This window comes from Micromonospora coxensis, assembly GCF_900090295.1.
GTDB lineage: Bacteria > Actinomycetota > Actinomycetes > Mycobacteriales > Micromonosporaceae > Micromonospora > Micromonospora coxensis.
Window position 1 is genome coordinate 1951704 of the sequence record NZ_LT607753.1, and the last position, 25000, is coordinate 1976703.

The window sequence follows — 25000 nt, forward strand, 5'->3', positions numbered from 1 at the left end:
GGGCGGGGTGACGCGACCAGCGTTCGCGGCGTGTCGCGGTACGACCGGTGCGGCGGCCGGGCCGGCGTCAGCCGGGGAGGAAGGAGAAGCGGACCTGCCGGCTCGGGTTGTCGCCGTTGGTGTCGACCAGGCAGATCGACTGCCAGGTGCCGAGCTGGAGCCGCCCGCCGAGCACCGGCAGCGTCGCGTACGGCGGGACGAACGCGGGCAGCACGTGGTCGCGCCCGTGCCCGGGCGAGCCGTGCCGGTGCCGCCAGCGGTCGTCGGTGGGGAGCAGGTCGTCGAGGGCCCGCAGCAGGTCGTCGTCGGAGCCGGCGCCGGTCTCGATGATCGCCAGGCCGGCGGTGGCGTGCGGCACGAAGACGTGCAGCAGCCCGTCGCCCTGCCCGGAGACGAACCGCTCGGCCTCGGCGGTGATGTCCAGGACGGTGGGCCGGGAGCCGGTCCGGACCGTGATCACCTCACTGCGCATAGGGCGCATTCTGCCGCACCCGCTCAGCAGCTGCCGCCGCCACCGTCCGAGCCGCCCCCCGAGCCGCCACCGGAGTCGCCCCAGCTCCCGCCGCCGGAGTCCCCCCAGCCCCACCCGCCGCCGGAGCGCTCCGACCCGTCGTCGGAGCAGCGCGGGTCGGAGGACGCCGCGCCGGGGTCGGCGACGCCGTAGCCGGAGTAACCGCCCACGTCGTGGCGGGCCGGGCGGCGGCCACGGGCCCGGCGGGCGTCCCGCGCCAACCCGACGACCAGCAGCAGCGCGAAGACGCCCAGCACGAGGAAACCCACCATCTCCACCCTCCCCAGGGCCAGGCCGACCACTCCCAGGACGATCCCGGCGAGCCCGGCACCGGTCGTCACCAGCCCGAGGGACGCCACCTGCCATCGCATGCCCGGAGGGTAGGCGGCAGCGGCAAGCCGGCGGCCGGAGCGGCGGCCCGCCCGATCGCGCAAAGTTACTGGTGGGTACCTGTGTCGAGCGTCGCGTCTCCGGGCGGTGGGCGTGACGACGAGTGCCAACAGGGGGCAGGATGGCGCTAGAGACCTATCCCACACACAACCGAGGGAACGCCTGTGGCTACGGAACGCAAGCGCCCGGTGATCACCGCTGGTCTGCCGAGCCAGCTTCCGGACATCGACCCTGAAGAGACCGGCGAATGGGTCGAGTCGCTCGACGGTGTCATCGACGAGCGCGGGACCAAACGCGCCCGCTACGTCATGCTGCGCCTGCTGGAGCGGGCCCGCGAGCGCCAGGTCGGGGTGCCGTCGCTGACCACCACCGACTACATCAACACCATCCCGCCGGAGCGCGAGCCGTGGTTCCCGGGTGACGAGCACGTCGAGCGCCGGATCCGGGCGTACGTGCGGTGGAACGCGGCGATGCTGGTGCACCGGGCGCAGCGCCCGGAGATCGGCGTCGGCGGACACATCTCCACCTTCGCCAGCTCCGCCTCGCTCTACGAGGTCGGCTTCAACCACTTCTTCCGGGGCAAGAACCACCCCGGCGGCGGCGACCACATCTTCTACCAGGGTCACGCCTCCCCCGGCATGTACGCCCGGGCGTTCCTGGAGGGCCGGCTGACCGAGCACCAGCTCGACGGCTTCCGCCAGGAGCTGTCCCACCCGGGCGGCGGGCTGCCGTCGTACCCGCACCCGCGGCTGATGCCGGACTTCTGGGAGTTCCCCACGGTGTCCATGGGCCTGGGCGGCCTGAACGCGATCTACCAGGCGCGGTTCAACCGCTACCTGCACCACCGGGGCATCAAGGACACCTCCGACCAGCACGTCTGGGCGTTCCTCGGCGACGGTGAGATGGACGAGCCGGAGACCCTCGGCGCGATCGGGGTGGCCGCCCGCGAGGAGCTGGACAACCTCACCTTCGTGATCAACTGCAACCTCCAGCGGCTGGACGGCCCGGTCCGCGGCAACGGCAAGGTCATGCAGGAGCTGGAGGCGTTCTTCCGGGGCGCCGGCTGGAACGTCATCAAGGTGGTCTGGGGCCGGGAGTGGGACCCGCTGCTCGCCGCGGACACCGACGGCGCGCTGGTCAACCTGATGAACACCACGCCCGACGGCGACTACCAGACCTACAAGGCGGAGTCCGGGGCGTACGTGCGGGAGCACTTCTTCGGCCGCGACCAGCGGACCCGCAAGATGGTCGAGCACCTGAGCGACGACGAGATCTGGAACCTCAAGCGGGGCGGCCACGACTACCGCAAGCTCTACGCGGCGTACAAGGCGGCGACCGAGCACACCGGGCAGCCGACGGTCATCCTGGCCAAGACGATCAAGGGCTGGACGCTCGGCTCGCACTTCGAGGGCCGCAACGCCACCCACCAGATGAAGAAGCTGACGCTGGAGGACCTCAAGCTCTTCCGCGACCGGCTCTACCTGGACGTCCCGGACAAGGTCCTGGAGGAGAACCCGTACCTCCCGCCGTACCTGAACCCGGGCGAGAAGTCCGACGAGATGGCGTACCTCAAGGAGCGGCGTCAGCAGCTCGGTGGCTACCTGCCGTCGCGGCGGACCACGTTCAAGTCGCTGGCCATTCCCGGCTCGGAGCGGTTCTCCGACATCAAGCGCGGCTCGGGCAAGCAGAAGGTGGCCACCACCATGGCCTTCGTCCGCCTGCTCAAGGACGTGATGAAGGACAAGGAGTTCGGCAAGCGCTGGGTGCCGATCATCCCGGACGAGGCGCGCACCTTCGGCCTGGACTCGATCTTCCCGACCGCGAAGATCTACTCGCCGCACGGCCAGCGCTACACCTCGGTCGACCGGGAGCTGTTCCTGTCGTACAAGGAGTCCACCGCGGGGCAGATCCTGCACGAGGGGATCAACGAGGCCGGCTCGGTCGCCTCGTTCACCGCCGCCGGCACCTCGTACGCCACCCACGACGAGCCGATGATCCCGATGTACATCTTCTACTCGATGTTCGGGTTCCAGCGCACCGGCGACGGCTTCTGGGCGGCGGCGGACCAGATGGCGCGCGGTTTCGTGCTCGGCGCGACGGCCGGCCGGACCACGCTCAACGGTGAGGGCCTGCAGCACGAGGACGGCCACTCGCTGCTGCTCGCCGCCACCAACCCGGCGGTGGTCGCCTACGACCCGGCGTTCGCGTTCGAGATCGCGCACATCGTGGAGAACGGCCTGCACCGGATGTACGGCGAGCAGCAGGAGAACATCTTCTACTACCTCACCGTCTACAACGAGCCGATCCACCAGCCGGCCGAGCCGGCCGAGGTGGACGTCGAGGGGCTGCTCAAGGGCATCTACCGGTACTCCCCGGCCCCGCAGGTCGACGGCCCGCGGGCCAACATCCTGGCCTCCGGCACCGGCATGCAGTGGGCGCTGAAGGCGCAGCAGCTGCTCGCCCAGGACTGGGGGGTGGCCGCCGACGTCTGGTCGGTGACCTCGTGGACGGAGCTGCGCCGCGACGCGGTGCAGTGCGAGGAGCACAACCTGCTCAACCCGGGCGGCGAGCCTCGGGTGCCGTACGTGCAGCAGAAGCTGGCCGACGCCGACGGGCCGAAGGTCGCGGTCAGCGACTGGATGCGCGCGGTGCCGGACCTGATCGCCCGCTGGGTGCCCGGCGACTACACCTCGCTCGGCACCGACGGCTTCGGCATGTCGGACACCCGGCACGCGCTGCGCCGGCACTTCCACGTCGACGCCGAGTCGGTGGCGGTGGCGACGCTGCGGCAGCTCGCGCTGCGCGGCACGGTGCCGGCGAACGTGCCGGCCGAGGCGGCCAAGAAGTACGCCATCGAGGACGTCAACGCGGCCCCGGTCGGCGAGACCGGCGGCGACAGCTAGTTCCCGCGTACCCGACAGGGGCCCGGCGCACCGCGCGCCGGGCCCCTTCGCGTGCGCGGCGGTATGACGCAACCGGTATCCACCGCGCGCCTTGCCCCCACCGATCCTTTGCATCCACACTTCTCGATAAATGTCGGCGCCTCCGGGGCGTCGCGTGACGCCGCGTCGCCCCGGACCGGTCCGGTGGATGCTCCCGTCGCGCCCGTCCACCCGCCGCTCGGGACACCGACGCCACGCCGGGTGCGACGGTAGGGAGACGGCATGAGAGTCGTCCGGATCGGAATGGCCCTGGCGGTCGGCGCCCTGGCGGTGTCGCTGCTCGGGCCGGGAGCGCCCACCGTGGCGCACTCGCCGGACACGCCCGCCGGGCGTGCCTCGGCCCAGGAGTTCATGGCGCAGCGCGAGCCGACCCAGCAGTTGGCCGCCGCCGCGGCCGCCACCTGCACCAACGGGCAGGCGGCCGGGTACCCCTGCCGCAACGTCGACCTGCTGTCGTTCATGCCGCTGAGCACCATCGGGGGCAGCCAGGCCAACGACATCTGGGGCTGGACGGACAGCCAGACCGGCAAGGAGTACGCGCTGGTCGGGCGGCGCAACGGCACCTCGTTCGTGGACGTGTCCAACCCGACCGCGCCGGTCTACCTGGGCAACCTGCCCGCGTACCAGAACCGGACGGCGATCTGGCGCGACATCAAGGTGTACAGGAACCACGCGTACGTGGTGGCCGACGTGTCGGGCCACGGGATGCAGGTCTTCGACCTGACCCGGCTGCGCGGCGTCACCACGCCGAAGACCTGGACCTCGGACGCGCAGTACAACCGGTTCGGCAACTCGCACAACATCGCGATCAACGAGGAGACCGGCTACGCGTACGCGGTGGGGTCGAACACCTGCTCCGGCGGACTGCACATGGTCGACATCCGCAACCCGAAGTCGCCGGTGCAGGCCGGCTGCGTCAGCAACGACGGGTACACCCACGACACCCAGTGCGTCGTCTACCGCGGCCCGGACACCACCTACACCGGCCGGGAGATCTGCGTCAGCTCCAACGAGGACACCGTCACCGTGGCGGACGTGACCAGCAAGTCGTCGCCCCGCCAGCTGGCCCGGATCGGCTACACCGGCCGGGCGTACACCCACCAGGGCTGGTTCACCGCCGACCAGCGGTACTTCCTGCTCGACGACGAGCTGGACGAGTCCCGGCGCGGGGTGAACACCCAGACGTACATCTGGGACCTGGCCGACCTGGACGCGCCCCGGCACATCGGCACCTACAGCGCGCCGGCCGGAGTGGCGGCCACCGACCACAACCAGTACGTCAAGGGCAACCACAGCTACCAGGCCAACTACCGGGCCGGGCTGCGCATCCTGGACCTGCGGGACGTGTCGGCCGGGCGCGCGACGGAGGCCGGGTACTTCGACGTCTACCCGTCGAGCAACAGCAGCTCGATGAACGGGGCGTGGAGCGTCTACCCGTACTTCCCCAGCGGGACCGTGGTGGTCAGCGGCATCGAGCAGGGGCTCTTCGTCCTGCAGCCCCGGTTGTCGTGACCGCGACCAGTGACCGGCCGGTGCTGGCCGCCGACCGAGCCGAGGGGGCGCCCCCGTGGCGCCCCCGCCCGGCCGGCGGCCGGGCCCACCGGTACCTGGCCGCCGCCCTGGTCCTCGGGCTGACCCTGACGCTCGGCTTCGTGGCGGGACGGTTCGGCGCCGCGCCGGCGCCGGCCCGGTCCGCGACGACGGGTCCGGCCGCGCACGCCGACCACGGCCCGGCCGGGTTGCAGGTCTCGCGCGACGGCTGGACCCTCGTGCTGGACACCCCCGCGCTGACCGCCGGCCGTCCGGGCGAGCTGGCCTTCCGCATCACCGACGCGGCGGGCGCGCCGGTGACCCGGTTCCGGCTGAACCACGAGCGACTGATGCACCTGGTCCTGGTGGGGCGGGACCTGACCGGCTACCGGCACGTGCACCCGGAGATGGCCGCCGACGGGACCTGGCGGGCCCTGGTCACCCCGGAGGCGCCCGGTCCGCTGCGGGCGATCGCCGACTTCTGGCCCGAGGGCGCCGACCGCCAGGTCACCCTGGGCGTCGACGTGCCGGTCCCCGGCCGGTACGCGCCCCGCCCGCCGGCCGAGCCGCAGGAGACCATCCTGGTCGACGGCTACACGGTCACCCTGGACGGCGGGCTGCGACCCGGCGAGTCGAACCAGGTGCTGGTCTGGCTCGGCCGCGACGGACGACCGGTCGCCGACCTGCAACCGCACCTGGGCGCGTACGGGCACCTGGTGGCGTTGCGCCACGGCGACCTCGCCTACCTGCACGTGCACCCGGCGGCGGCCAGCCGGCCGGAGTCGGTGGTGGCGTTCGGCGTGACGGTGCCGTCGGCGGGCACCTACCGGCTGTTCTTCGAGTTCCGCCACCGGGACGTCGTGCACGTCGCGGCGTTCACCGTCACCGCGTGACCCCGGACGCAAGCCGGCGGTGGTCCGGACGCCCCTGGCGGGGACGCCGGGCCACCGCCGTCGCGGGTGACGCCGGAGGACGTGGCCTGCTCAGCCGACGGCGGCCAGATCGGTGAGCCGGGCCAGCGAGTCCTCCAGGTCGGCGCCGACCCGACGCAGCCCGAGCCGGAGCAGGGCCGCCTTGACCGGTCCGGCCGGCCACCGTACGACGATGAGCCGCACGACCGTCCCGCCCTCCTCCTCGTCGGGAGTGAGCTGGACGTAGATCTCGGTGCGCGCCTCGGCCCGGGCGCCGGCGCCCTTGGCCCGCTCCCGCCAGCCGATCAGGGTCGGTTCCTGGTAGGCGATCACCTCGGCCTCGTGCGCCGCGCCGCGTCCGGCCTGGACCAGCTGTCGCCGACCGAAGCCCTCCCCCGAGAGGACCTCGGCCGCGCGGACACCCGCCAGCCAGGCCGGCAACTGCTCGGCCCGCTGCACGACGTCCCAGACCGCTTCCACCGGCGCCATCACGTGCGCACTGCGTTCCACGAGGATCATTTCTGTCTTCCCCCACTGAGGACATCCGCGATATTCGGCACTCTATGCGCAAATTCGGACGTAAGCGGACGGGTTCGGTAAAGACACGCCGAAAACCCTTGCGCCCGCATTGTCGAGGGCCTATGGCGCAACGGCGGCGCGACCCCTAAAGTCCCGAACACGATTCGCGTTTCCGGGAGGGGTCCATGACGACCGCGCCGCTGCCCCCGTTCCCCGCCGGCTTCCGCTGGGGAGTCTCCACCTCGGCGTACCAGATCGAGGGCGGCGCCGACGCCGACGGGCGCGGGCCGTCCATCTGGGACACCTTCGCGCACACCCCCGGGCGGATCGCCGACGGCAGCACCGGCGACGTGGCCTGCGACCACTACCACCGGCACGCCGAGGACGTCGCGCTGATGGCCGGGCTCGGTGTCTCGGCGTACCGGTTCTCGATCTCCTGGCCCCGGGTGCAGCCCGGCGGCGCCGGCCCGGCCAACCCCGCCGGGCTGGACTTCTACGAGCGCCTCGTCGACGACCTGCTCGCCGCCGGCATCGACCCGGTCGCCACCCTCTTCCACTGGGACCTGCCGCAGCCGCTGGAGGACGCCGGCGGCTGGCTGCACCGGGACACCGCCGCCCGCTTCGCCGAGTACGCCGACCTCGTCGCCGCCCGCCTCGGCGACCGGGTGAAGCTCTGGATCACCCTCAACGAACCGTTCATCCACATGAGCCTCGGACACGCCACCGGCGTACACGCCCCCGGCCGCTTCCTGCTCCTCGACGCCTTCCCGGTGGCCCACCACCAACTCCTCGCCCACGGGCTCGCGGTCGCCGCGCTGCGCGCCCGCAGCAGCAGCCCGGTGGCGATCGCCAACAACTACTCGCCGGTGGTGGCGCACGGCGACACCGACGCCGACCGGGCGGCCGGGCTGGCGTACGACGCGCTGCACAACCGGCTCTTCACCGACCCGCTGCTCGGGCTCGGCTACCCGCCCGGGATCGAGCCGGCCGGGATGCGCGACGGCGACCTCGACATCATCGCCGCCCCGCTCGACGTGCTCGGGGTGAACTACTACAACCCGACCGGCATCCGGGCCGCCGAGGAGGACTCGCCGCTCCCCTTCGAGCTGGTGTCCCTGGAGGGGTACCCGCGCACCGCCTTCGACTGGCCGGTCGTCCCCGACGGGCTGCGCGACCTGCTCACCGGGCTGAAGGGACGATACGGCGACGCCCTCCCGCCGATCCAGGTCACCGAGAGCGGCTGCGCGTACGACGACACGCCGGACGCCACGGGCCGGGTGCACGACCCGGAGCGCATCGCGTACCTCGACGGGCACCTGCGCGCCGTGCACCAGGCGATCGAGGCGGGCGTCGACGTCACCGGGTACTTCGTCTGGTCGCTGCTGGACAACTGGGAGTGGGCGGAGGGCTTCACCAAACGCTTCGGCCTGGTGCACGTCGACTTCGCCACCGGAGCCCGCACCCCGAAGTCCTCGTACGCCTGGTACCGCGACCTCGTCACCCGGCGATGACCACCGTCGACCCGACCCCGACGTCGCTGCCGGCGGCGCTCGCCGAGCCGGTCGTCCCGGTCCGGCGGAGCTGGATCGGCCTGATCTTCGCCGCCAACCTGGGCGTCTGGATGGCGTTCTTCACCCCGATCCAGGTGCTGCTGCCGCAGCAGGTGGAACGGATCGCCCCGGCCGACAAGGAGGCCATGCTGGCCGTGGTGACCGGGCTCGGCGCGCTGGCGGCGGTGCTGGCCAACCCGCTCGCCGGGGCGCTGTCGGACCGTACCTGCCTGCGGGTGGCCGGGCGGGAGTTCGGCCGGCGACATGTCTGGACGGCCGGCGGGGCGCTGCTCGGCGCGCTCGCCCTGGTGCTGCTGGCCCGGCAGCAGACCATCGCCGGGGTGGCGCTCGGCTGGGTCGCCGCCCAGGTGTGCTTCAACGCGATGCTGGCCAGCCTGACCGCCGCGATCCCGGACCGGGTGCCGGTCGCCCAGCGGGGCGGCGTCTCCGGCTGGGTCGGCATCCCGCAGGCCCTCGGGCTGGTGGTCGGCGCGGTGCTGGTCACCGCCGTGGTCACCGGCAACGCCGCCGGGTACGCCGCGATCGCCGTCGCGGTGCTGCTGCTGTCGCTGCCGTTCGCCCTGCTCACCCGGGACGACCCGCTGCCCCGTACGCACCGGCCGCCGCTGCGGCTGCGGGCGCTGGCCGCCTCGATGTGGATCAGCCCGCGCCGGCACCCGGACTTCGCCTGGGCCTGGATCACCCGGTTCCTGGTCCAGATCGGCAACGCCCTGGGCACCCTCTACCTGCTCTACTTCCTCACCGACGGGGTGCGCCACCCCGACCCCGAGGGCGCCCTGCTGGTGCTGATCCTGCTCTACACGGCCGGGATGATGCTCACCGCCGTGGTCGCCGGCCGGCTCTCCGACCGGTCCGGGCGGCGCAAGGTCTTCGTCATCGCCTCCGGGGTGGTGATGGCGGTGGCCGCGCTGCTGCTCGCCGCCGCTCCGCGCTGGTCCACCGCCGTCGTCGCCGCGCTGCTGCTCGGCGCCGGCTACGGGGTCTACCTGTCGGTGGACGCGGCGCTGATCACCGAGGTGCTGCCGCGCGCCACCGACCGGGCCAAGGACCTCGGCGTGATCAACATCGCGAACTCCGCGCCGCAGGTGCTCGGCCCGGCGCTCTCCGCCCCGATCGTGGTGCACCTGGGCGGCTACCCGACGCTCTACGCGGTCACCGCGGCGGTCACCCTGCTCGGCAGCGCCCTCGTCCTCAAGATCCGCACCGTCCGCTGACCCGCCCGCGCCCCGCCCCGCCCTCGCCGCTCGCAGCCGCACTTTCACGGAAAGAGTGGCTATTCGACGTCGAATAGCCACTCTTTCCGTGAAAGTGCGCGGATCCCCGGAGCGGGGCGCGGGGTGGTGGGTCGGCCCCCTGGGGGAATGCGGTCGCGCGCGGCCGTAGGCTGGAGGACGTGACGGTACGTGTGCGCTTCGCCCCTTCCCCGACCGGTATGTTCCACGTCGGCGGCGCCCGCTCGGCGCTGCAGAACTGGATCTACGCCAAGCAGCAGGGCGGGGTCTTCGTCCTGCGCATCGAGGACACCGACGCCGCGCGCAACAAGCCCGAGTGGACCGAGGGCATCCTGTCCGCGCTCGACTGGATCGGCATCGCGCGCGGCAGCTACGAGGGGCCGTACTTCCAGTCCTCGTACGCCGGCGAGCACCGCGCCGCCGCCCAGCGGCTGTTCGAGTCCGGCCGGGCCTACTACTGCGACTGCACCCGGGAGGCCGTGCAGGCCCGCACCGGCTCGCAGTACCAGGGGTACGACGGCTTCTGCCGTGACCGGGGGCTGACGGCGGGCGAGGGGCGCGCGCTGCGCTTCCGTACCCCCGACACGGGTGAGACCGTGGTGGTCGACCTGATCCGTGGTGAGCCGACCTTCGAGAACAAGCTCATCGAGGACTTCGTCATCGCCCGTGGCGACGGCTCCCCGGTCTTCCTGCTGGCCAACGTCGTGGACGACATGACCATGGGGATCACCCACGTGATCCGGGCCGAGGAGCACCTGCCCAACACCCCGAAGCAGCAGCTGCTCTGGGACGCCCTCGGGGTCAAGCCGCCGGTCTGGGCGCACGTGCCGGTGGTGGTCAACGAGAAGCGGCAGAAGCTCTCCAAGCGCCGCGACAAGGTCGCCCTGGAGGCGTACCGGGACGAGGGTTATCTCGCCGACGCGATGCGCAACTACCTGATGCTGCTCGGCTGGGCCCCCTCCGGGGACCGGGAGATCGTGCCGTGGTCGGTCATCGAGGAGGAGTTCCGGCTGGAGGAGGTCAACCCCTCCCCCGCCTTCTTCGACGAGAAGAAGCTGCGCGCGTTCAACGGCGAGTACATCCGTGCGCTGCCGGTGGACGAGTTCGTCGCCGCCTGCCAGCCGTGGCTGACCGGCACCGACACCATCGCCCCGCCGCCGTGGCAGCCGGCCGAGTTCGACGCGCAGGCGTTCGCGGCGGTCGCCCCGCTGGCGCAGACCCGGATCGCGGTGCTCAGCGAGATCGTGCCGAACGTCGACTTCCTCTTCGTGGCCGACCCACTGATCGACGAGGCGGCCTGGACCAAGGCGATGAAGGAGGGCGCCGCCGAGCTGCTCGACGCGGCGATCGCCGGCTACGTGGGGCTGGACTCGTGGGACGCCGACTCGCTGAAGTCGACGCTGGAGGCGGTCGGCGCGGAGCGCGGGCTCAAGCTGGGCAAGGCGCAGGCGCCGGTGCGGGTCGCGGTGACCGGACGCACCGTCGGGCTGCCGCTGTTCGAGTCGCTGGAGGTGCTCGGCCGGGAGCGCACGCTGGCCCGGTTGCGCGCCGCCCGGGCCCGCCTGGTCTGAGAGAGGTACCCGAGCGAGGGCCCGCCGGTCTCCGGCGGGCCCTCGCGCCGTACCGGGTCAGGGGCGCGGGGCGCGGCGGCGCAGCAGCAGGGCGCCGCCCAGGGCGACGAGCACCCCGGCCCCGAGCAGCCACGGCCAGACCGGTGTCCCGCCGTCGTCGGTGTCCGACGCGGCGGTCGGGGCGGCGGTGGCCGGCCCGGTGGTGGCCGGGGCGGTGGTGGTGGGCGGCGGCGTGGACGCCGTCGGGGTCCCGCCCCCGCCCGGAGCGGTCGACGCGCCGGTGGTGAGGGTGAACCGCACCGTCCCCTTCACCGGGTGCCCGTCGCTGGAGGCGAGCTGGTAGCCGATGGTGTACTCGCCGGCCGGGCCGGCCGCGAAGGGGACGCTCACCCGGCTGCCGGTGAAGCTCGGCGCACCACCGGCGGCCGGCACGCTGCCCGGTCCGACCACTGTGATCTTCGTCGTAGCCGGGTCCGGCTTCGACAGGAACCGCAGCTCGATGCGGGCCGGCGCGTTCGCCACCCGGGCCCCGTCGGCCGGATTGCTGCCGGTCAGCGAGTTGTGCGCGAGCGCCGGCACCGCCGGCAGCAGCAACGACACACCGAGCGCCACGCCCATGACCACTGGCGCGGTGCGCGCCGCCCGTGGGACCCTGCCCCCCATGAACCCCTCCGCAAAGGTACGATCCGCCCGCTGATCAACGGCTGACCATTAGTCGGGTCCGGATCGCGATTAGTTCCACATACTGGTCCAGCAGCTGCAACCGAACGCCGATCTGCGGAGTCTTTGAAGGTGGGTACCCGGCCCCGGGGGCATGGTCACCGCCGTCGACCACCCAACGCGTGACCTGCAGCACAGCCATCCATCGAACGGGGCGAGGAGGCGGCGATGGTCGGACGGATGAGGCGGTTGCTCAGTACGGTCGCGGCAGCGGCGCTGGCCGCGGCGCTCGGCCTGGCGGCGGTCGCACCGGCGCGGGCCGCCGGCCCCGCCCGGGTCGCGCCGAAGCCCCCACCCGCCGGGGTGGACATCACCGGTGACGGGCTCAGCGAGCCGCTGCGGCTGCGCTCGGAGACCGAGCCCGCCCTCGTGCTCGCGGTGATCGACCAGGTCAACTGGTTCGGCCGCACCGGCGCGGCCACCGGCCCCAAGGCCGCCAACCTCGGTCCGAAGTACACGATCGTGGTGCTCGCCGGGGAGACGCCGAAGCAGACCTACGACCTCTACCCGCTGGCCAAGGGCGGACCGCGGGCGTACCGGCCGGCGAAGCAGCCCGACGCGCGCAAGACCAGCGCCGGCTGGTTCCTCGGCCGGCTCAACATGTCCGAGACCCTGCGCCACGCCGGGGTTCCGCTGGAGCGGCAGTTCGACACGCTCAGCGGCGGGATCGGCGGCGGCGAGCGGGTCATCCCGGAGGACGCCCTCAACCCGGCCAAGGACCTCGACACCGCGATCGGCGAACTGCAGCGCCTGCTGCTGCTCAACCTCGGCGTGGTGCTGGTGATCACCTCCGGGTTGGCCGGAATCGCCCTGCTGGTCCGTCGCCGCACCCGCTGAGCGCGGCCGACGGGCGGCCGGACCGTCCACTGCCGAGCCGGCGACCCGGCCGGGCTCCCCGGCCGGCCTCACCACGGCCCTGCCCGGCGAGCCACGGCCCTGCCCGGCAACGGAGCCAGGGACCTGGCCAGCCACGAGCCACGGACCTGCCCGACAACGGAGCCAGGGATCTAGCCAGCCACGAGCCAGGAAGCCGTGCGGCGGCGAGCCAGGAAGCCGTGCGGCGGCGAGCCAGGAAGCCATCCGGCGGCGAGCCAGGAAGCCGTGCGGCGGCGAGCCAGGAAGCCATCCGGCGGCGAGCCAGGGAGCCGTGCGGCGGCCGACCGGAGCGGTCGGCACGTTCAGGTCCGGGGTGGACCGTTCGACACGGACGGAGCTGCGGACCGTCCCACCGTGGGGGTCAGCACCAGCGGTGCGGTGGCCGCTCCCGGCGGACCCGACGGCGGCTGGGGCGGACCGGCCCGTGCCGGTGCGCGCCCGCCCAGCCGGCCAGCTCGCTGCGGCAGCCGTGCGACACGCCCCGCTCGGGCTCGCCGGAGGCGGCCGGTTCGGCGGGACGCGGCCGGGGCGCCGGCTCGACGGCACGGGGACGTGCCGGCGTGGCCTCCGGCCCGGACGGCTCGGCCGCCCGCTGGCGCGGGACCGCCACCTCGTCGTCGACCCGCTCGGCCGTCCGACCGGCCTGCTCGGTGGGGCAGGGCAGCGCGGCCAGCCGACGGTGGGGTCGGCCCGGCCCCGGCTGGTCGTGGTGGCCCGGCCGGCAGGGCTCCCCCTGGGCGCAGCCGTGGTCGGCCTCCCCGTGCGCCATCCCGGTCTCCTCACGCTCGCGGCACTGCCGCCGGGAGGTCGCCCCGGCGGCAGTGCCACCGTACTGTCCGGGGCCGACGGCCCGTGCAGCGCGTACCCGGTGTCAGGACTTCGGCCGGCGCGGGGAGATCGTCTCCCAGACCGGAAAGGCGACCAGCCAGATCACGATCACGAGGGTGAGCCCCTGGACCCAGTTCCCCAGCTCGCGGGTGCGCTCCGCGTCGTCGACGTAGAGGATCGCCGCGCCGAGCAGGGCGCAGGCGACGGCCCAGCCGAGCAGCCCCTTGCCCCACTCGCGCCACTCGTGCCGGGTCCGGGCCCAGCCGTACCGGGGCGGCTTCACCGGGGGCGGGCCGCCCGCGAACCGGTGGGCGAACCGCTGGTCCGCCCAGCGGATCATGGAGTGCCCGAAGGCCACCGAGAAGCCGAGGTAGGCGGCGGCGAGCCCGTGGCTGGCGGTCGCCGTCGCACCCCGGCGCAGGTCGAGCACGGTCGCCACGAGCAGCACGAGATCCACCAGCGGGACGCAGACCAGCAGCGCCGCGCCCAGCCGTGGCCGACGCAGCGGGTACCGGGCGACCAACCCGGCGGCGAGCACCACCCAGAACCCGATCTCACACGCGACGATGACCGCCAGCAACATTCCCCGAACCTCCCCGTCCGTCCGCCACCAGCCTCTCCGGTGGCGGACGGCGGCACCTCGACGGCGGGGACGAGATCGGCGTACCTCCTTCGGCGGACCCCCGGGTGGGCGTACCTCCTTCGGCGGAGGTCGTGCCCGGCGGCCTCCTCCGCCGGGCGGAGGGTGGCCGGCGCGGCGTGTGGTGGGATCGGGCCATGCGGACACCGGCCTGGATCGGCCCCGGCTCGCCGGCACGTGACCCGGCGCTGGCCGTGGTCTCGCTCGCGGGCGGGCTGGTCCTGTACGGCGTGGGGTTGCAGCCGCAGTTCCCCTGGAACCCGGACGTGCCGGAGCAGCTCTTCCTGGCGCCGCTGCTGCTGGCCTGCGTCGCCGTCGGGCTGCGCCGGGCGGCCACCCGGACCAGCCTGGCGCTCGGCACCACCGCCGTGCTGGCCGACACGGCGCTCGGCGTGTCGCTGGGTACGGCCCTGGTCTACACCCAGGTGCTCTACGACGCCTGCGTCTACGGACCGCCCCGGGTGCGGCGCTGGCTGCTGCGGGTCACGGTCTGGCTCAGCGTGGCCGGGGTGGTGGTCGGCAGCCTGCTCTGGGGCTGGCGCGGCGCGGCGGCCGGGGTGCCGTTCGTGCTGGGCGGGGTGCTGCCGGTGCTGACCGGGGTCAGCGTGCGCCAGTACCGCGACCAAGCGGCGGCCGAGCGGACCCGGGCCGAGCAGACCGCCCGGCTGGCCGAGCTGGACCGCCGCCAGGCGGTGCTCGCCGAGCGCGCCCGGATGGCCCGGGAACTGCACGACGTGGTGGCCAACCACCTGAGCGCGGTGGCCCTGCACGCCACCGCCGTGCTCTCCGCGCCCGAGCTGGACCGGGCCCGCGTCGACACGGCGCTGCGGGTGATCCGGGAGAGCAGCGTGCAGGGCATGGCGGAGATGCGCCAGCTGATCGGCCTGCTCCGCGAGCCGGCCGACGGGGCCGACGAGCCGACCCGGGTACGCCTCGACGAGCTGGACCGGCTGGTCGACCGGGTGGGCGCGGCCGGGCTGGCGGTACGCGCCACGGTCACCGGGCAGCCCCGGCCGCTGCCGGTCGGGGTGGACCTGGCCGCGTACCGGATCGTGCAGGAGTCGCTGACCAACGCGCTGCGGCACGGCACCGGCACGGCCGAGCTGTGCGTCGCGTACGAGCCGACGGAGGTGGTGGTGACGGTGCAGAACCCGGTACGCGAGGGTGGCGGACGGCTGACCGGGGCGGGCGCCGGGCTGATCGGCATGCGGGAACGGGCCGCGCTGCTGGACGGGCGGTTCTCCGCCGGCCCGGTGGACGGCCGGTGGCGGGTGCACGCGGCGCTGCCCACCGGGGTGGCCCGGTGACCGCCCCGGTGCGGGTCGTCCTCGCCGACGACCAGGACGCCGTACGGGCCGGACTCGTCCTGATCCTCGCCGGCGACCCGGGCATCGAGGTGGTGGGTGAGGCCGGTGACGGCGAGGCGGCCGTGCGGCTCTGCCGGGAGCTGCGCCCGGACGTCGCCGTCCTGGACATCCGGATGCCCCGGCTCGACGGTGTCTCGGCCACCCGGGAGATCGTCGCCGACCGCCTGGCCGACGTGCTGGTGCTCACCACCTTCGACCTCGACGAGTACGTCTTCGGCGCGCTGCGGGCCGGGGCGGCCGGGTTCCTGCTCAAGGACACCGACGCGGCGGGCCTGGTGGCGGCGGTGCGCACCGTCGCGCGCGGGGAGGGGTTCATCGCCCCGGCGGTGACCCGCCGGCTGATCAGCGCCTTCGCGGCGGCGCCGGCCGCCACCCCGGCGGCGACCCGGGCGGCGGTGGCGACGCTGACCCCCAGGGAACGCGACGTGCTGGCCTGCCTGGGCGCCGGCCTGTCCAACCAGCAGATCGGCGGGCGGCTGGCGATGGCGGAGAGCACCGCCAAGACCCACGTCAGCCGGATCCTGGCCAAGCTGGAGCTGCGCAGCCGGGTGCAGGCCGCCATCCTCGCCCAGGAGCTGGGCCTGACCGCGCCCCCGACACCGTGACCCCCGCCGACCACGCTGCCGACGCCGTGACCGCGCCGGCCACGCCGTGACCCCGCCGACCGCGCCCGCCGGCCCCCGCCCGGGTCCCCGGACGCGGCGCCGCCCCCGCACCCGCCACCGGCCGGGCTGTCGGGCTCGCCGGAGGCCGGCGTGGTCGCCCTGGTCAGCACGTGTCAGGCTGGACCGGTGAGCGAGCCGGGAGGTACCGAGCTGTCGGCCACCCTGCGCCGGATCGAACGGGCGGCGGGGGCGTTGGCCACCGCCAGCGTCTCCCGGATGGACGAGAGCCTGCCCTGGTTCCGCGAGCTGCCGGCCGACCAGCGCTCCTGGGTCATGCTGGTGGCGCAGGCCGGCGTCCGGTCCCTGGTGCAGTGGCTGCGCGGCGGCGGGGGCACGACGGACAGCACCCAGGAGGTCTCCGACGAGGTCTTCGCCACCGCCCCGCAGGCCCTGGCGCGCTCGATCACCCTCCAGCAGACCGTGGCGCTGATCAAGGTGACCATCGACGTGGTCGAGGAGCAGGTGTCGCACCTGGCCGTCAAGGGTGAGGAGCAGCAGCTCCGCGAGGCCGTGCTGCGCTTCTCCCGGGAGATCGCCTTCGCCGCCGCCCGGGTGTACGCCCGCGCCGCCGAGTCGCGCGGCTCCTGGGACGCCCGGTTGCAGGCGCTGCTGGTGGACGCGCTGCTGCGGGGCGACTCCCCCGACGTGCTGGCCAGCCGGGCGGCGGCGCTGGGCTGGGCGGACGCCCCGCCGGTCTCGGTGGCGGTGGGCCGCTCCCCCGGCGGCGAGGTGGCCGCCGTGCTGCACACCGTCTACCGGCAGGCCCGGCGGATCGGGGTGGAGGTGATCGGCGGCGTGCACGGCGACCGGCTGGTGATCGTCCTGGGCGGCGCCGCCGACCCGGTCGCCGCCACCGAGAAGCTGCTCCCCGCGTTCGGGGACGGACCGGTGGTGGTCGGGCCGGGCGTGCCGAGCCTGGACGAGGCGACGGAGTCGGCGCGCGCCGCGCTCGCCGGGTTCCGCGCGGCGCCGGCCTGGCCGACCGCGCCGCGCCCGGTCGCCGCGGCGGACCTGCTGCCCGAACGGGCCCTGGCCGGCGACGCGGAGGCCCGCCGCCGGCTGCGCCACGACGTCTACGCGGCGCTGGTGCGCGCGGGCGGTGAGCTGCTGGAGACGCTGGACGCGTTCTTCGCCGCCGGCGGGACGCTGGAGAGCGCGGCCCGGTCCCTGTTCGTGCATCCGAACACGGTCCGCTACCGGCTGCGCCGGATCGCCGAGGTGACCGGCTTCTCGCCGCTGGCCGCGCGGGACGCGTTCGCCCTGCAGGTGGCGCTGACGGTGGGGCGGCTGGACCCGGTCGTCCCGGCGGTCACCAGCGTCCCGACCCAGACAATGACCCCAGCCGTGAGGAAAACGTCACACACGGGTGATGATCGCCGTTGATCTTTGTAGGATCCCTCCAAAGGTCCTAGTGCGGTTTGGTTGGTGCCGACACAGCGCTACCCACGCGTATCCAGGAGAGTCATAGACGTGCTCGCCGTACTCTCTCCCGGCCAGGGTTCCCAGAAACCCGGCTTCCTGACCCCCTGGCTCGATCTGTCCGGCGCCGAGGCACGGCTGCGCTGGTGGTCCGCGCTCGCCGGGGTCGACCTGCTGCACCTCGGCACGAAGGCCGACGCCGACGAGATCAAGGACACCGCCCGGACGCAGCCGCTGCTGGTGGCCGCCGCCCTGCTGGCCGCCGAGCACCTGCCGATGTACGACGTCTCGCTCACCGCCGGGCACAGCGTCGGCGAGCTGAGCGCCGCCGCCCTGGCCGGGGTCCTCCCGGCCGAGGCCGCGATCACCCTCGCCGGGGTACGCGGACGCGAGATGGCCGCCGCCTGCGCGCTGGAGCCGACCGGGATGGCCGCCGTACTCGGCGGCGACACCGACGAGGTCCTCGCCGCGCTCGCCGCGCACGGGCTGCACCCGGCCAACCGCAACGGCGCCGGCCAGATCGTCGCCGCCGGCAGCCTGGACGCGCTGGACAAGCTCGCCGCCGAGCCGCCCGCGAAGAGCCGGGTGATCCGGCTCAAGGTGGCCGGCGCGTTCCACACCCCGTACATGGCGCCGGCCGAGGCCGCGCTCGCCGCGGTGGCCGCCGGGATCACCACCGCCGACCCGCGCCGGATCCTGCTGTCGAACCTCGACGGCGCGGCCGTCAACCACGGCCGGGAGATGGTGCAGCGGCTGGTCCGCCAGGTCACCGCCCCGGTCCGCTGGGACCTGTGCATGCGCACCCTGGCCGACCTCGGCGTCACCGGCGTGATCGAACTGCCCCCGGCCGGCACCCTGGCCGGCCTGGTCAAGCGGGAGCTCAAGGACAGCGGCGTCCCCGAGATCGTCTCCCTGAACACCCCCGACGACCTGCCCGCGGCCCGCGACCTGATCGCCCGGCACAGTGGCCTGCGCGGCCACGAGCCGGTGGTCCAGTTCCGGGTGGTCGTCTCGCCCGTCGCGGGCACCTTCGAACCGGACGCGGAGCTCGCCGAGGGCGCCGACCTCCGCACCGGCCAGGTGATCGGCCACATCGCCACCCGACAGGGGCCGGTCGAGGTCACCGCGCACGACAGCGGGCTGCTCACCGAGTGGCTCGCCCACCACGACGACCCGGTCGCCCCGGGTCAGCCCCTCGCCCGCATCGGAGGCCACGCATGAGCGAGCCCAACAACAGGCACCGCGCCGGCACGGACCGGGCCGAGGCCGGCCGCACGGAGGCGACGGCATGAGCAGGCCCGTCACCGGCAGCCGGATCCTCGCGCTCGGCCACTACCAGCCCTCGCGGGTGGTGACCAACGACGACCTCGCCCAGCTCGTCGACACCAACGACGAGTGGATCCGGGACCGGGTCGGCATCGTCTCCCGGCGGATCGCCGACGGCGAGTCGGTGGCCGACATGGCGACCGCCGCCGCCGGCAAGGCCCTGGCCAACTCCGGCCTCACCGCCGCCGACATCGACCTGGTCGTCGTCGCCACCTGCACCTCCATCGACCGCAGCCCGAACGTGGCCTGCCGGGTCGCCGCCAAGCTGGGCATCACCGCCCCCGGGGCGTACGACATCAACACGGCCTGCTCGGGCTTCGCGTACGCGCTCGGCACGGTGGACCACGCGATCCGGGCCGGAGCGGCGCGCAACGCGATCGTCATCGGCGCGGAGAAGCTCTCCGACTTCACCGACTGGACCGACCGCTCGACCTGCATCATCTTCGGCGACGGCGCCGGCGCGGCGGTGGTCACCGCCACCGGCGACGGCGAGCCCGCCGGGGTCGGCCCGGTGGTCTGGGGATCGGTGCCGGAGAAGAGCGACGCGGTACGGATCGAGGGCTGGCGCCCGTACATCGCGCAGGAGGGGCAGGCGGTCTTCCGCTGGGCCACCACCGCGCTGGCGCCGCTGGCCCTGCAGGCCTGCGAGCGCGCCGGGGTCGCCCCGTCGGAGCTGGCCGCGTTCGTGCCGCACCAGGCCAACGGCCGGATCATCGACGGCATCGCCAAGCGGCTCGGCATCCCGCAGGCCATCATCGCCAAGGACATCGTCGAGTCCGGCAACACCTCGGCGGCGAGCGTGCCGCTGGCCCTGTCCAAGCTGGTCGAGCGGCGGGAGGTGCCCTCGGGCGCCCCGGTGCTGCTCTTCGGCTTCGGCGGTGGCCTGACCTACGCCGGTCAGGTCGTCCGCTGCCCCTGAGACCCGGCCGGTCCCACCGTGCCGCGCCGCCGTACGGCGGAGAACTACCCCCCTATGGAGAGGAAACCCAACCGCAATGACCCGTGACGAGATCACCACCGGCCTCGCCGAGATCCTCGAAGAGGTTGCCGGGGTGAACCCGGACGACGTGGCCGAGGGGAAGTCCTTCACCGACGACCTCGACGTCGACTCGCTCTCCATGGTGGAGGTCGTGGTGGCGGCCGAGGAGAAGTTCGGCGTCAAGATCCCGGACAACGAGGTGCAGAACCTCAAGACCGTCGGCGACGCCGTCAGCTACATCGAGGCGCAGTCCTGATATGAGTCGTCCCGACGTCGTCGTCACCGGGCTCGGCGCGACCACCCCGCTGGGCGGGGACGTCGCGTCGACCTGGGACGCCATGCTCGCCGGCCGCTCCGGGGTGGGTCCGCTCACCCAGGAGTGGGCCGCGCAGCTCCCCGTCCAGATCGCCGCCCAGCTCGCGGTCGATCCCGCCGAGGTGCTGGAGCGGGTCAAGCTTCGCCGGCTGGACCGCTCCGAGGCGATCGCCCTGATCGCCGCCCACCAGGCCTGGGCCGACGCCGGCCTCGCCGACTCCGGGCTGGACCCGGAGCGGCTCGCCGTCAGCGTCGGCTCCGGCATCGGCGGCGCCACCACCCTGCTCGCCCAGGACGACATCCTGGAGAAGTCCGGCCCGCGGCGGGTCTCCCCGCACACGGTGCCGATGCTGATGCCCAACGGCCCGGCCGCCTGGGTCGGGCTGGAGCTGGGCGCCAAGGCCGGCGTGCACTCGGTGGCCAGCGCCTGCGCCACCGGCGCCGAGGCCATCGCGCTCGGCCTGGACATCATCCGCGCCGGCCGGGCCGACGTGGTGGTGGCCGGCGGCACCGAGGCGGTCATCCACCCGCTGCCGATCGCCGGGTTCGCCTCGATGCGGGCCATGTCGACCCGCAACGACGAGCCCGAGCGGGCCTCCCGTCCGTGGGACAAGGGCCGCGACGGCTTCGTCCTCGGTGAGGGCGCCGGCATCGTGGTGCTGGAACGCGCCGACCACGCCGCCGCCCGCGGCGCCCGGGTGTACGCGCGCCTCGCCGGTGCCGGCATCACCTCCGACGCGTACGACATGGTGCAGCCGCACGCCGAGGGCGAGGGGGCCATCAGGGCAATCCGGAAGGCGATTGCGGACGCCGACGTCGCCAAAATGGACATCATGCACGTCAACGCGCACGCGACGTCGACGCCGGTGGGCGACATGTTGGAGATCGGGGCGCTGCACCAGGCACTCGGGGACCACCCGGTGCTGGCGGCGACCAAGTCGATGACCGGTCACCTGCTCGGCGCGGCCGGGGCGTTGGAGTCGATCGCCACCATCCTGGCGATCCGCGACGGTGTCGTACCTCCGACCATCAACCTGGACGACCCCGACGACGGCCTGACCATGGACGTGGCCGCACACGAGGCGCGCCACATGGAGATCCCCGCCGCGCTGAACAACGCGTTCGGCTTCGGCGGCCACAACGTGGCTCTCGTCTTCACGCGCGCCTGAGACCACACCCTTGGAGGCTCAAGTGACCACCACCGCAATCAGCGCGGACACCTCGACAGCCGACCACCGCGATCCCGAGGTGCGGCTGCGGGCGTTGTTCGACGCGGGTTCGTTGCGTCTGTGTGTGTCGCGGGACGAGTCGGGGGTGGTGTGGGCGCGGGGTGAGGTGGAGGGCTCACCGGTGGTGGCGTACGCCACGGATGCCACCCGGATGGGTGGTGCGATGGGCACCGAGGGGTGTCGGCGGGTGGTGGACGCGATCGACACGGCGGTGCGTGAGCGGGTGCCGGTGGTGGGGTTGTGGCATTCGGGTGGGGCACGGCTGGCCGAGGGTGTGGTCGCGTTGGACGCCGTCGGTCAGGTGTTCGCGGCGATGGTGCGGGCCTCGGGGCGGGTGCCGCAGATCTCGGTGGTGTTGGGTCCGGCCGCGGGTGGGGCGGCGTACGGTCCGGCGTTGACCGACATCGTGGTGATGAGTGGGGCGGGTCGGATCTTCGTGACCGGTCCGGAGGTGGTGCGCTCGGTCACCGGTGAGCAGGTCGACATGGAGCGCCTCGGTGGGCCGGAGCCGCACGGCCGCCGCTCGGGGGTGGTGCACGTGACGTGCGCCGACGACGAGACGGCGCTGGAGCGGGCGCGGACGTTGGCGGCGTTGTTGGGTCGTCAGGGCCGGCTGTCGCCGGATGACGTGCCGGTCGGGGACGAGTCGCACGATCTGGCGGCGAAGATGCCGACCGAGGCGAACCGGGCCTACGACGTCAAGCCGGTCGTCGCCGCGCTGCTCGACGGTCCGGGTGTGGAGTTGCACGCCAAGTGGGCGCCGAACGTGGTGACCACGCTGGGGCGTTTCGCCGGGCGCACGGTCGGGGTGATCGCGAACAACCCGTTGCGGCTGGGGGGTTGTCTGGACGCGTCCAGCGCGGAGAAGGCGGCCCGGTTCGTGCGCATGTGCGACAGCCTCGGAGTGCCGTTGATCGTGCTGGTCGACGTGCCCGGCTACCTGCCCGGCCTCGGTCAGGAATGGGACGGCGTGGTACGCCGCGGCGCGAAGCTGCTGCACGCCTTCGCCGAAGCCGTCGTGCCCCGGGTCACCCTGGTCACCCGCAAGGCCTACGGCGGCGCCTACATCGCCATGAACTCCCGTAGCCTCGGCGCGACCGCGGTGTTCGCCTGGCCGAACGCCGAAGTCGCCGTCATGGGCGCCAGCGCCGCGGTCAACATCCTGCACCGCAAGACCCTCGCCGCCGCCGCACCCGAAGACCGCGAAACCCTCCGCGCGCAGTTGATCGAGGAGCAGATCCGCACCGCCGGCGGCGTCAACCGCGCCTTGGAGATCGGCGTCGTCGACGACGTCATCAAACCCGACGAAACCCGACGCCGCATCGCCGAAGCCCTCGCCACCGCCCCCGCCGCCCGGGGCGCGCACGGCAACATCCCGCTGTAACGGCGGACGTACCGGTGGGGGCCGCGCTCGTCGAGCGCGGCCCCCACCGTCGTCTCAGCCCCGGTTGCGGGGGTGCTGCCGGGCCGTCCGCTCGTTGCCCCGGCGGTAGTTGCCCGTCCAGCGGGCCATCACCAGTTGCGGATCCGCACCGACCTCGGCGAGGAACTCCGCCGCCCGGCCGCCCCGCAGCGTGCCGGCCGCCCGGCCGTGGTGCGTGATCACCACCGTGCCGTCCGCCCGTTCCACGTACGCGAAACCTCGCGCGTCCTGTCCCATGCCGGGCAGGCTGCCATCGCGGGGCCGGCGCCGCATCCGGATTTCCGCCGCCGAGGGCGCGTGGGCTTGAATCTCCAGTGGCTGGAGGGGGCAGGCTGGGGCCGTGGACGACCGCGATGCCCTGTTCACCATCGGCCAGCTCGCCCGCCGTACCGGCCTGACCGTACGCACGGTCCGGTTCTGGTCCGACGAGGGGCTGCTCCCACCCACCGGCCGCTCGTCCGGCGGGCACCGGCTCTACGACGCCGCCGCCGTGGCCCGCCTGGAGTTGGTACGCACCCTGCGGGAGCTGGGCATCGGGCTGGAGCAGGCGCGGGCCGTCCTGGACCGTCAGCGCAGCGTCGCGGAGGTCGCCGCCGCGCACGTCCGCGCGTTGGACGCCGAGATCCGGACGCTACGGCTGCACCGGGCGGTGCTGCGGTCGATCACACGACGTGGTGGCACGACCGAGGAGTTGAGACTCGTGACCGACCTGGCCCGCCTCACCGCCCGCGAGCGGCAACAGATCATCGACGACTTCGTGACGGAGGTCTTCGCCGGCCTACCCACCGACGCACCGGGTGCCGGGCTGGCCGCCGCGATGCGCGCGCTCCCCGCCGAGTTGCCCGACGAGCCCACCGACGCCGAGGTGGACGCCTGGCTGGAGCTGGCCGGGCTGGTGCGGGACCCGGGCTTCCGCCGTCGGGTACGCGAGATGGCCGTGGCCGGTGCGGCCGACGACGCGCCGGCACCCGCGCCGCTGCCCGACGTCGAGCCGGCCCGGGAGGCGGTGGCCGCCGGTGTCGCCCCGGACTCCCCCGCCGCGCGGGAGATCGTCGAACGGATCGTCGGCCCCTCGCTGTCCGAGGTGGACCGCGTCGCCCTGGCCGACCGGCTGGCCACCTTCACCGACCGACGGGTGGAGCGGTATTGGCAGCTCGTCGGGGTGCTCCGCCGGCAGCCGCCGTTCCCGCCGACGGTGCCGGCCGTGGAGTGGCTGATCGACGCCCTACGCGGACAGCACGGGACGCCGCGCATCGGCTAATCTCCGTCGGCCGTTCGCTCGACGGCGGAAGTTTCGACGGGGACGTGACACATGAAGCGACAGGTGGCCGTGCTGGCCGCACTCACCCTGGCCGTGTCGGCCGGCTGCGCCGAGAAGACGGAGCAGCCGGCCGCCGCGCCCGCACCGTCGGCGTCGGCGAGCCCGACCGCCTCGCCGATCGCGTCCGGCCCACCCTGGCACGACGAGGTCGCCCCGGCCGCCGCCGGCGCCACGGTCGGCCCGAAGGGCAGCACCTGCCCCCTGCCGATCACCTTCTCGGTGCCGGCGAAGTGGAAGGTCAAGGCGGTGACGTCCGGCGCGGACTTCAAGATCGGTCCTGCCGTGCCGATCTGCGAGATCGACGCGAAGCCGGCCGGGCACATCGGATTCCTGCGGGTCTGGCGGATCGAGGGGGCGGCGCCCCGGACGCCGCAGATCACCCTGGACGCGTTCATCGACGACTACGGCAAGGCGACCGAGCGGCAGTACCGCCGGACCAAGGCCGGACCGCTGGACTCGTTCGAGGCGAGCTGGGCCGGCGAGGACGGGCACAAGCGGGCGATCCTGGTGTCCAGCCTCTACGGCAAGATCCTCATCACCCTCGGCGGGATGGACGACGAGGAGTTCGAGGCGATGCTCCCGGCGTACCAGCTGGCCAAGTCGAGCGCGAACCTGCCGAAGTGAGCGGTCAGCGGTCGTACCCGGGCGGGACGGACACCGGCCTCCGCCCGGTCACGCGGTCCACGCCGCACGGGGCCGCACGTCGTCCGGCCGG

The 25000-nt window shown here is 73.7% G+C and carries 24 protein-coding genes; 17 read left to right on the plus strand and 7 right to left on the minus strand.

Annotated elements, in window-relative coordinates; genetic code table 11:
- Positions 1 to 67: 67 nt before the first annotated feature.
- On the minus strand, positions 68 to 472 hold the full coding sequence (locus GA0070614_RS08610; RefSeq protein WP_172892397.1) for a secondary thiamine-phosphate synthase enzyme YjbQ: 405 nt from the start codon (positions 470 to 472) through the stop codon (positions 68 to 70).
- A 23-nt stretch (positions 473 to 495) separates the two neighbouring features.
- Positions 496 to 882 (minus strand): hypothetical protein, encoded by a 387-nt coding sequence (locus GA0070614_RS08615; RefSeq protein WP_172892339.1) that lies wholly within the window; start codon positions 880 to 882, stop codon positions 496 to 498.
- Between the two features lie 183 nt (positions 883 to 1065).
- Here GA0070614_RS08615 and aceE point away from each other — a divergent pair, with 183 nt between their 5' ends.
- The 3 genes from aceE (at position 1066) to GA0070614_RS08630 (ending at position 6266) form a co-directional block, all read left to right on the plus strand.
- Positions 1066 to 3804: a pyruvate dehydrogenase (acetyl-transferring), homodimeric type gene (gene aceE, locus GA0070614_RS08620; protein WP_088975459.1), complete on the plus strand. Its 2739-nt coding sequence runs from the start codon at positions 1066 to 1068 to the stop codon at positions 3802 to 3804.
- A 261-nt stretch (positions 3805 to 4065) separates the two neighbouring features.
- Positions 4066 to 5355, plus strand: a complete 1290-nt coding sequence (locus GA0070614_RS08625) for a choice-of-anchor B family protein (RefSeq protein WP_088975460.1) — start codon at positions 4066 to 4068, stop codon at positions 5353 to 5355.
- Positions 5352 to 6266 carry a hypothetical protein gene (locus GA0070614_RS08630; RefSeq protein WP_088975461.1) on the plus strand — a complete coding sequence of 305 codons (915 nt, stop codon included), beginning with the start codon at positions 5352 to 5354 and terminating at the stop codon, positions 6264 to 6266. The genes GA0070614_RS08625 and GA0070614_RS08630 overlap by 4 nt, the downstream gene beginning before the upstream one ends.
- Positions 6267 to 6356: 90 nt before the next feature.
- Here the strand turns inward: GA0070614_RS08630 and GA0070614_RS08635 are convergent, their stop codons facing one another.
- The gene (locus tag GA0070614_RS08635; protein ID WP_046570642.1) at positions 6357 to 6803 is read right to left on the minus strand and encodes an SRPBCC family protein; all 447 of its coding nucleotides are present in this window, start codon (positions 6801 to 6803) and stop codon (positions 6357 to 6359) included.
- Between the two features lie 185 nt (positions 6804 to 6988).
- Here GA0070614_RS08635 and GA0070614_RS08640 point away from each other — a divergent pair, with 185 nt between their 5' ends.
- The 3 genes from GA0070614_RS08640 to gltX all read left to right on the plus strand — a co-directional run bounded on the left by GA0070614_RS08640 (position 6989) and on the right by gltX (position 11177).
- Positions 6989 to 8314, plus strand: coding sequence for a GH1 family beta-glucosidase (locus GA0070614_RS08640; protein WP_088975462.1), 1326 nt, complete (start codon positions 6989 to 6991; stop codon positions 8312 to 8314).
- Positions 8311 to 9588 (plus strand): MFS transporter, encoded by a 1278-nt coding sequence (locus tag GA0070614_RS08645; protein WP_088975463.1) that lies wholly within the window; start codon positions 8311 to 8313, stop codon positions 9586 to 9588. Before GA0070614_RS08640 ends, GA0070614_RS08645 begins: the two co-directional genes overlap by 4 nt.
- A gap of 191 nt (positions 9589 to 9779) precedes the next feature.
- Positions 9780 to 11177 carry a glutamate--tRNA ligase gene (gene gltX / locus GA0070614_RS08650; protein WP_172892576.1) on the plus strand — a complete coding sequence of 466 codons (1398 nt, stop codon included), beginning with the start codon at positions 9780 to 9782 and terminating at the stop codon, positions 11175 to 11177.
- Between the two features lie 57 nt (positions 11178 to 11234).
- Here the strand turns inward: gltX and GA0070614_RS08655 are convergent, their stop codons facing one another.
- Entirely contained in the window at positions 11235 to 11840 is a 606-nt protein-coding gene (locus GA0070614_RS08655; RefSeq protein ID WP_088975465.1) for a copper resistance CopC family protein, read from the minus strand.
- A gap of 225 nt (positions 11841 to 12065) precedes the next feature.
- On the opposite strand from GA0070614_RS08655, the gene GA0070614_RS08660 reads away from it, so the two are divergent.
- Positions 12066 to 12734 carry a hypothetical protein gene (locus tag GA0070614_RS08660; RefSeq protein WP_088975466.1) on the plus strand — a complete coding sequence of 223 codons (669 nt, stop codon included), beginning with the start codon at positions 12066 to 12068 and terminating at the stop codon, positions 12732 to 12734.
- Between the two features lie 400 nt (positions 12735 to 13134).
- Here the strand turns inward: GA0070614_RS08660 and GA0070614_RS08665 are convergent, their stop codons facing one another.
- Positions 13135 to 13542 (minus strand): hypothetical protein, encoded by a 408-nt coding sequence (locus GA0070614_RS08665; protein ID WP_088975467.1) that lies wholly within the window; start codon positions 13540 to 13542, stop codon positions 13135 to 13137.
- A gap of 102 nt (positions 13543 to 13644) precedes the next feature.
- Positions 13645 to 14184: a hypothetical protein gene (locus tag GA0070614_RS08670; RefSeq protein ID WP_088975468.1), complete on the minus strand. Its 540-nt coding sequence runs from the start codon at positions 14182 to 14184 to the stop codon at positions 13645 to 13647.
- A 194-nt stretch (positions 14185 to 14378) separates the two neighbouring features.
- On the opposite strand from GA0070614_RS08670, the gene GA0070614_RS08675 reads away from it, so the two are divergent.
- From GA0070614_RS08675 to GA0070614_RS08710, 8 genes are all read left to right on the plus strand, one after another.
- Entirely contained in the window at positions 14379 to 15548 is a 1170-nt protein-coding gene (locus tag GA0070614_RS08675) for a sensor histidine kinase (protein WP_088975469.1), read from the plus strand.
- The gene (locus tag GA0070614_RS08680; protein ID WP_088979324.1) at positions 15545 to 16213 is read left to right on the plus strand and encodes a response regulator; all 669 of its coding nucleotides are present in this window, start codon (positions 15545 to 15547) and stop codon (positions 16211 to 16213) included. Before GA0070614_RS08675 ends, GA0070614_RS08680 begins: the two co-directional genes overlap by 4 nt.
- 126 nt (positions 16214 to 16339) lie before the next feature.
- Positions 16340 to 17656, plus strand: coding sequence for a PucR family transcriptional regulator (locus tag GA0070614_RS08685; protein ID WP_408630763.1), 1317 nt, complete (start codon positions 16340 to 16342; stop codon positions 17654 to 17656).
- A gap of 87 nt (positions 17657 to 17743) precedes the next feature.
- The gene (locus GA0070614_RS08690; protein ID WP_088975471.1) at positions 17744 to 18913 is read left to right on the plus strand and encodes an acyltransferase domain-containing protein; all 1170 of its coding nucleotides are present in this window, start codon (positions 17744 to 17746) and stop codon (positions 18911 to 18913) included.
- Between the two features lie 67 nt (positions 18914 to 18980).
- On the plus strand, positions 18981 to 19937 hold the full coding sequence (locus tag GA0070614_RS08695) for a beta-ketoacyl-ACP synthase III (RefSeq protein WP_088975472.1): 957 nt from the start codon (positions 18981 to 18983) through the stop codon (positions 19935 to 19937).
- A gap of 76 nt (positions 19938 to 20013) precedes the next feature.
- On the plus strand, positions 20014 to 20253 hold the full coding sequence (locus GA0070614_RS08700) for an acyl carrier protein (protein ID WP_053653162.1): 240 nt from the start codon (positions 20014 to 20016) through the stop codon (positions 20251 to 20253).
- 1 nt (position 20254) lies between these two features.
- On the plus strand, positions 20255 to 21481 hold the full coding sequence (gene fabF, locus GA0070614_RS08705) for a beta-ketoacyl-ACP synthase II (RefSeq protein WP_088975473.1): 1227 nt from the start codon (positions 20255 to 20257) through the stop codon (positions 21479 to 21481).
- Between the two features lie 22 nt (positions 21482 to 21503).
- The gene (locus GA0070614_RS08710) at positions 21504 to 22925 is read left to right on the plus strand and encodes an acyl-CoA carboxylase subunit beta (RefSeq protein ID WP_088975474.1); all 1422 of its coding nucleotides are present in this window, start codon (positions 21504 to 21506) and stop codon (positions 22923 to 22925) included.
- A 54-nt stretch (positions 22926 to 22979) separates the two neighbouring features.
- Here GA0070614_RS08710 and GA0070614_RS08715 read toward each other — a convergent pair whose 3' ends face one another.
- Positions 22980 to 23201 (minus strand): hypothetical protein, encoded by a 222-nt coding sequence (locus GA0070614_RS08715; protein ID WP_088975475.1) that lies wholly within the window; start codon positions 23199 to 23201, stop codon positions 22980 to 22982.
- Between the two features lie 103 nt (positions 23202 to 23304).
- Here GA0070614_RS08715 and GA0070614_RS08720 point away from each other — a divergent pair, with 103 nt between their 5' ends.
- Positions 23305 to 24225 carry a helix-turn-helix domain-containing protein gene (locus tag GA0070614_RS08720; protein ID WP_088975476.1) on the plus strand — a complete coding sequence of 307 codons (921 nt, stop codon included), beginning with the start codon at positions 23305 to 23307 and terminating at the stop codon, positions 24223 to 24225.
- A gap of 51 nt (positions 24226 to 24276) precedes the next feature.
- Entirely contained in the window at positions 24277 to 24909 is a 633-nt protein-coding gene (locus tag GA0070614_RS30160; protein WP_157744965.1) for a lipoprotein, read from the plus strand.
- Positions 24910 to 25000 lie beyond the last annotated feature (91 nt).

Bases quoted from the DNA above. Each gene is read 5' to 3' on its own strand.
- fabF (WP_088975473.1), top strand. From the start codon at position 20,255: ATGAGTCGTCCCGACGTCGTCGTCACCGGGCTCGGCGCGACCACCCCG.
- GA0070614_RS08610 (WP_172892397.1), bottom strand. From the start codon at position 472: ATGCGCAGTGAGGTGATCACGGTCCGGACCGGCTCCCGGCCCACCGTC.
- GA0070614_RS08665 (WP_088975467.1), bottom strand. From the start codon at position 13,542: ATGGCGCACGGGGAGGCCGACCACGGCTGCGCCCAGGGGGAGCCCTGC.
- GA0070614_RS08640 (WP_088975462.1), top strand. From the start codon at position 6,989: ATGACGACCGCGCCGCTGCCCCCGTTCCCCGCCGGCTTCCGCTGGGGA.
- GA0070614_RS08645 (WP_088975463.1), top strand. From the start codon at position 8,311: ATGACCACCGTCGACCCGACCCCGACGTCGCTGCCGGCGGCGCTCGCC.
- GA0070614_RS08675 (WP_088975469.1), top strand. From the start codon at position 14,379: ATGCGGACACCGGCCTGGATCGGCCCCGGCTCGCCGGCACGTGACCCG.
- GA0070614_RS08615 (WP_172892339.1), bottom strand. From the start codon at position 882: ATGCGATGGCAGGTGGCGTCCCTCGGGCTGGTGACGACCGGTGCCGGG.
- GA0070614_RS30160 (WP_157744965.1), top strand. From the start codon at position 24,277: ATGAAGCGACAGGTGGCCGTGCTGGCCGCACTCACCCTGGCCGTGTCG.
- GA0070614_RS08715 (WP_088975475.1), bottom strand. From the start codon at position 23,201: ATGGGACAGGACGCGCGAGGTTTCGCGTACGTGGAACGGGCGGACGGC.
- GA0070614_RS08700 (WP_053653162.1), top strand. From the start codon at position 20,014: ATGACCCGTGACGAGATCACCACCGGCCTCGCCGAGATCCTCGAAGAG.
- GA0070614_RS08655 (WP_088975465.1), bottom strand. From the start codon at position 11,840: ATGGGGGGCAGGGTCCCACGGGCGGCGCGCACCGCGCCAGTGGTCATG.
- GA0070614_RS08695 (WP_088975472.1), top strand. From the start codon at position 18,981: ATGAGCAGGCCCGTCACCGGCAGCCGGATCCTCGCGCTCGGCCACTAC.
- GA0070614_RS08625 (WP_088975460.1), top strand. From the start codon at position 4,066: ATGAGAGTCGTCCGGATCGGAATGGCCCTGGCGGTCGGCGCCCTGGCG.
- GA0070614_RS08660 (WP_088975466.1), top strand. From the start codon at position 12,066: ATGGTCGGACGGATGAGGCGGTTGCTCAGTACGGTCGCGGCAGCGGCG.
- GA0070614_RS08635 (WP_046570642.1), bottom strand. From the start codon at position 6,803: ATGATCCTCGTGGAACGCAGTGCGCACGTGATGGCGCCGGTGGAAGCG.
- GA0070614_RS08670 (WP_088975468.1), bottom strand. From the start codon at position 14,184: ATGTTGCTGGCGGTCATCGTCGCGTGTGAGATCGGGTTCTGGGTGGTG.